Origin of the sequence: Mycobacterium sp. (assembly GCF_049281135.1) — a bacterium.
In the GTDB taxonomy this organism is placed as follows: domain Bacteria; phylum Actinomycetota; class Actinomycetes; order Mycobacteriales; family Mycobacteriaceae; genus Mycobacterium.
Map to the genome: position 1 here is coordinate 1 of NZ_JBAPRN010000750.1, position 4,373 is coordinate 4,373.

The window sequence follows — 4,373 nt, forward strand, 5'->3', positions numbered from 1 at the left end:
ACTTGTGCGAGCTTAAAAGTGTTGCGGCAAAGAAAATCAACGCACCGATCACAAGAATGACCAGGCCGACGAGTCCTACCGACAGCCAGCGGCGTGGTGAGTCGGAGTCAACTTCGGCGGCGTCATCGGCCGACCACGCTTGGACCTGCTCGGCATGGTTGACTGGAGCTAGCTCGGTGGTCTCTGCGCTGGGCTGCTCCGTCGGAGCTTGCTCGGTGTCGTGCTCTGAGTCGTGGTCTGTCATCTTCTACCTATCCCCAACGGACGACTACAGGACCGAGCTTGAATAGTTGCCTCGGTGGCTTGGCGGCATTGGGTACAGGCCTGCGCAGATCGCGACGGTGTTTGTTGAGAGGCAGCAGGTTTCGCGCCAGTTGTCGCCGGACATGTTCTAGGGTGGTGTCAAAGTCTTCGTCTGGCTCAACCATCGACGGTTGCTTGTTTTCCGGAATACCCAACTCCTGCATTGATTTTCGGGCCGCCAACCTCGTGTATCGGTCGACCAATTCAGCCGAAGCAGTGGGTACGGTTAGAAAAAGCTGAGCGGCGCCTTCATGCGACGTGGCTTCTAACCGCCGCACAACCTCGCGGCGTTCCTCCTGCGGCACCTTGTGGAGGCCACGTGATGCAATCGCGTACGCGACCGCATCTTGGTAGGCGCGTTTCGCCTCCTCGTAATGGTAATTGCGCTGCTGTCTCTTGCGTTCTAAGAAGCCAGTGCCGAACGCGATAAACGCTGCAACGAGTACGAATCCGCCGCCGATCACGGTGCCCTGTGCCTGCGTCAGATGGTCCCACCAACCCATCGCGTCTAGCCCCCTCTGCGTCTCAAACGTCGATGCGGTACTTGTCGCTACGGCACGTGTCGGGAAGGGATTCGAGCGGCGGCCATCCCGGAACGTCATACGAGTTGGTGCTCTGCTGCTGCTGTTGAACGATCTTTAGTGCCGCTTCGCGAGCGCTGATCGCCCACCGATAGAACTTTTCATTCTCGTCCGTTGTGACGACGGCATGTATATAGAAGCTCCCCGGCCACATACCAATTGACTGTTCCCACTTGCCATCTTCATCGGTGGTTGCGTGACCTTTGCCGTTAAGGGTGAATTTTCCTGTCCCCTGAGCCAGGCTCTCCCGAAGAAGCCAAATCCTGATCCGTGGCTGTGGGGGTGTAACGCTCCCCGACGCCCAGTACTGGGGATCGTGGGGACGCCGCGTTTCGAGTCGAACGTCCTTTATCTCTATCCGCTCAACTGGAACTTGTTTTAGATCAGCTTCCCTGTGCTCGGTGCGACGGCCTTTGAGGCCGAAACCTATTAGCACTAGACCTAGCAACCCGAGAACGGCTCCGCCAACATAGCGAGACGCGCTTTCCGGATCTGGTTTGATCTGCACTCCGTAGATATCGGCACTGGCTAGAGATGCCCAGGCGACCGCCAAGATGACTGAGCCCAATCCGAATCCGATCAGGATGAGCCATCGCGGGTACTTCGCCAGATCTTGAAGGTTTGACACTCGTTCTGTCCTTCCTTTCGGCTGAGGGGCAACCGTCCAGCCGGCTAAGCCGGTTCCCAATTGCCAATTTTCGGTTGGCTTTCTGCGTGGATGCACAACCGCGTGACTGCCTCCAGGTCTGCGGATCGAACGCCGAAAACCTCACCGGTCTGGTTGTCGGTGATCCACGTGCTCGCATGACCATGGGGCAGTGGGTCAATTTTGGTTTCAACCTTGATACGCGGATTGTTCTCTAGCTCAAGGCAATACACTGGCAAGGTTTTTAGGTGGTCAAGGTATGCGCTGGCCTCTGCTGTCGTGGCGAAGGTGTGTTCAGCACCGGATGGCAGGTCAAACCGTCGTACCCAAAACGACACTTCCGTAACTGTCTTTTCCGGTGTTGGTCCGATTTCCGCATTGATGCTGGCGCTCACGTTGTAGCCAAGCACGATGGCACGCGTGTAGAGCGGTTCGGCAGCTTCCATGGCAGCCGCCCACGCGGTGATGGGATCGGTCATCGGTGGACCCTGCGTAGGCGGCTCTGCGTAGCGCTGGGTTCGGGGTAGTCATCATCAATCACAGGTCCGCATGTTTCCACATTCCAGCGATGACACGCCGGTATGGCTAAAGTTGCTCTCCGTTGAAGCTGGGCGGCAAAAAAGGGCACCGCAGGCCGGTGACCCACGGTGCCGATTTGGTGATGATCAGGGTTGGTCGCAACCTCCAAGAGCGTTGAGGACTTCACCGCGTTGCCGGAATTCCGGCATGTTCGGCTGGCCGTTATGCAGGTTGGTAGTGATCTGATCGGGACTTAATCCGAATTGTGTTGACTGCTGGCAGATTTGGTCATCGGTGGAGTCGGCGCGGGCGATAATCGCTGTTGCCACAGCGATACTCGCGGCCATCAAGACCACCAGCGGGGTCATAGTGAGGTATCTGCGCCAGTTCAGCGGTAGGTAGGGCATGGTTCTAAGCCTTCCGTTATCGGTTGATTGTGGATGTTCAATGACAGCAAACGACCCTTGGCGGTGGTCGCACCCACACCGTTCCCACAAAATTGTGGGAGTTACAGATAACTAGCGTTAAGTACCGTGGCGTCTTTTCGCAGCTAGAACCGTATTTAGGCCACAGATCGGGATAGCTGTAGAGGGTTCGAGTCCCTCCGCCCGCACCAATACAGACTGTCGCTAGGCGCGGCGGTCCGTGCAATTCCACCCGCTCCCTAACATGAGCGGGTGGATGCATTCTTCACCGCTGACGGCGACTCTTACCTTCCCGGAGCCATGACCGGGGGACCGTGGGGTCAGACGATGGGCGGTCAGATCGTCGGCGGGCTACTGGGTTGGGCATTGGATCGGCATGGCGACGACGACCTTCAACCGGCTCGACTGACGGTTGATCTCCTGCGCCCGGTGCCCATTGCACCGGTGTCGATCGAGACGTCGATTCAACGTGAGGGCCGTCGTATCAAACTCGTCGACGCCGCGCTGCTGCAAAACAGCCAAGTCGTCGCGCGAGCCAGCGCGCTCTTCTTGCGGCGCGGTGCCGAGCCCGAGGGTCAGGTGTGGTCGGCACCCGTGGCTATGCCGCCGATGCCGGCTGACTCTGAGATTCTCGAAGCGGAGGTGCCATTCGCCATCTGGACCGCCAGCGCGACCTCCGACCCCGGCACTGCAGGAATGCCTCCGCTTGAGTGGGAGCAGCCTGGTGTGCAGAAGTTCGCGTGGACGCGCATGTTTCGCCCGATGGTGGCAGGGCACCCACTCACCCCGTTCACCCGTGCGGCCGTTGCCGGCGACATCATCAGTTCGCTGACGCACTGGGGCACAGCAGGGTTACGGCACATCAATGCCGATTACACCGTGGCGATCAGTCGATTGCCCGAAGGCGAGTACATCGGACTGGCTGCGCAGAGTTACTACGGGAACGGCGGTGTGGGGGCCGGGACGGCGACTCTGTTCGACAGCGCGGGCCCTATCGGAACGGGCACGGTGTTAGCTCTCGCCCAGCCTCCCGGCGCATTTAAGCCAAGTCAATGGTAAGGCCTTGCCGCACCGCGGGTTTAGCGCATCACTAGAAAATGTCTCCCCTCGCCGGTCGTGGCGAGGGGAGACACTTCACAGCGGGCTAGGTCGTCGCCGGCGCGGGAAGCGCACCCGGCGCAGGGCCAGTGTTGCCCGGCTCAACGCTAGGCGCCGATGTTCCCGGCATGGTCGGCGATGTTCCCGACATGTTCGGGGAGGCTCCCGGTGTGTTGGCCGACGTCCCCGGCATGTTCGACGTCCACATCAGGATGTCCTGCAGTCCGTCGTTGTAGGCGATGCCGTTCGGCGGTGCGCCCGTCGCGTCGAAGTACAGCGTGCCCTTTGACTCACTGCCCTGGGCGATGGGCGCCGGGTTGAGGCCGTTGGGGACCTCGACGTTGTCGATCAATTTGTAGGTCTGACCGTTGGGCCCGCGAGCGGTGAAGTCTCGCACCTGCGGTGTGACGGTCCCGCCGTCCGACCGAACGACAACGTCAGCTTGGTACAGCGTTCCCTTCGGAGTGAAGCCGGGAATCACGATGTTGCTTGGCTGCAGGTTGCTTACCGTGTAGTTGGTTACCATCGGCCCGTCGATCAGAGGCTCGCTGGCACCGAATCCCTGAATGTTGGGCGCGGCCGAAGCGGTTCCTGCGGCGGCGAGGCTCACCGCGGCAATACCCGCGGCACCAATCGCCGTCCTCATTGTCGTCGTTGTGAACTTCACGATGGCTCCTTCTTGGTTTCTTGTTTTCCGAGCGCGAACTCGTAGTCAGAAGAGCACGCTGGGTTGAAATAGCCGACCGGCAGCCATTTCAAACCCAACCCGATTGCGTTCTTGCCGAATTCAGGCCCACTAGC

At 59.7% G+C, this 4,373-nt stretch carries 7 protein-coding genes; 1 reads left to right on the top strand and 6 read right to left on the bottom strand.

The features are described 5' to 3' along the window. The 5 genes from WAN02_RS29795 to WAN02_RS29815 all read right to left on the bottom strand — a co-directional run. Positions 1-244: hypothetical protein (locus tag WAN02_RS29795; protein ID WP_422268981.1), on the bottom strand; the 244-nt coding region annotated here is incomplete at its 3' end. Between the two features lie 7 nt (positions 245-251). Further along, a complete protein-coding gene (locus WAN02_RS29800) occupies positions 252-806 on the bottom strand; it encodes a hypothetical protein (protein WP_422268982.1) in 555 nt (184 codons plus the stop codon). A 22-nt stretch (positions 807-828) separates the two neighbouring features. After that, positions 829-1,512 carry a hypothetical protein gene (locus WAN02_RS29805; protein ID WP_422268983.1) on the bottom strand — a complete coding sequence of 228 codons (684 nt, stop codon included), beginning with the start codon at positions 1,510-1,512 and terminating at the stop codon, positions 829-831. Between the two features lie 44 nt (positions 1,513-1,556). Continuing rightward, positions 1,557-2,009, bottom strand: coding sequence for a hypothetical protein (locus WAN02_RS29810; protein WP_422268984.1), 453 nt, complete (start codon positions 2,007-2,009; stop codon positions 1,557-1,559). 186 nt (positions 2,010-2,195) lie between these two features. Next, positions 2,196-2,417, bottom strand: a complete 222-nt coding sequence (locus WAN02_RS29815) for a hypothetical protein (RefSeq protein WP_422268985.1) — start codon at positions 2,415-2,417, stop codon at positions 2,196-2,198. 357 nt (positions 2,418-2,774) lie between these two features. On the opposite strand from WAN02_RS29815, the gene WAN02_RS29820 reads away from it, so the two are divergent. Then, positions 2,775-3,533: a thioesterase family protein gene (locus WAN02_RS29820; protein WP_422268987.1), complete on the top strand. Its 759-nt coding sequence runs from the start codon at positions 2,775-2,777 to the stop codon at positions 3,531-3,533. An 85-nt stretch (positions 3,534-3,618) separates the two neighbouring features. On the opposite strand, the gene WAN02_RS29825 is transcribed toward WAN02_RS29820, so the two are convergent. Then, positions 3,619-4,239 (bottom strand): MPT63 family protein, encoded by a 621-nt coding sequence (locus WAN02_RS29825; RefSeq protein WP_422268986.1) that lies wholly within the window; start codon positions 4,237-4,239, stop codon positions 3,619-3,621. Positions 4,240-4,373: the final 134 nt, after the last annotated feature.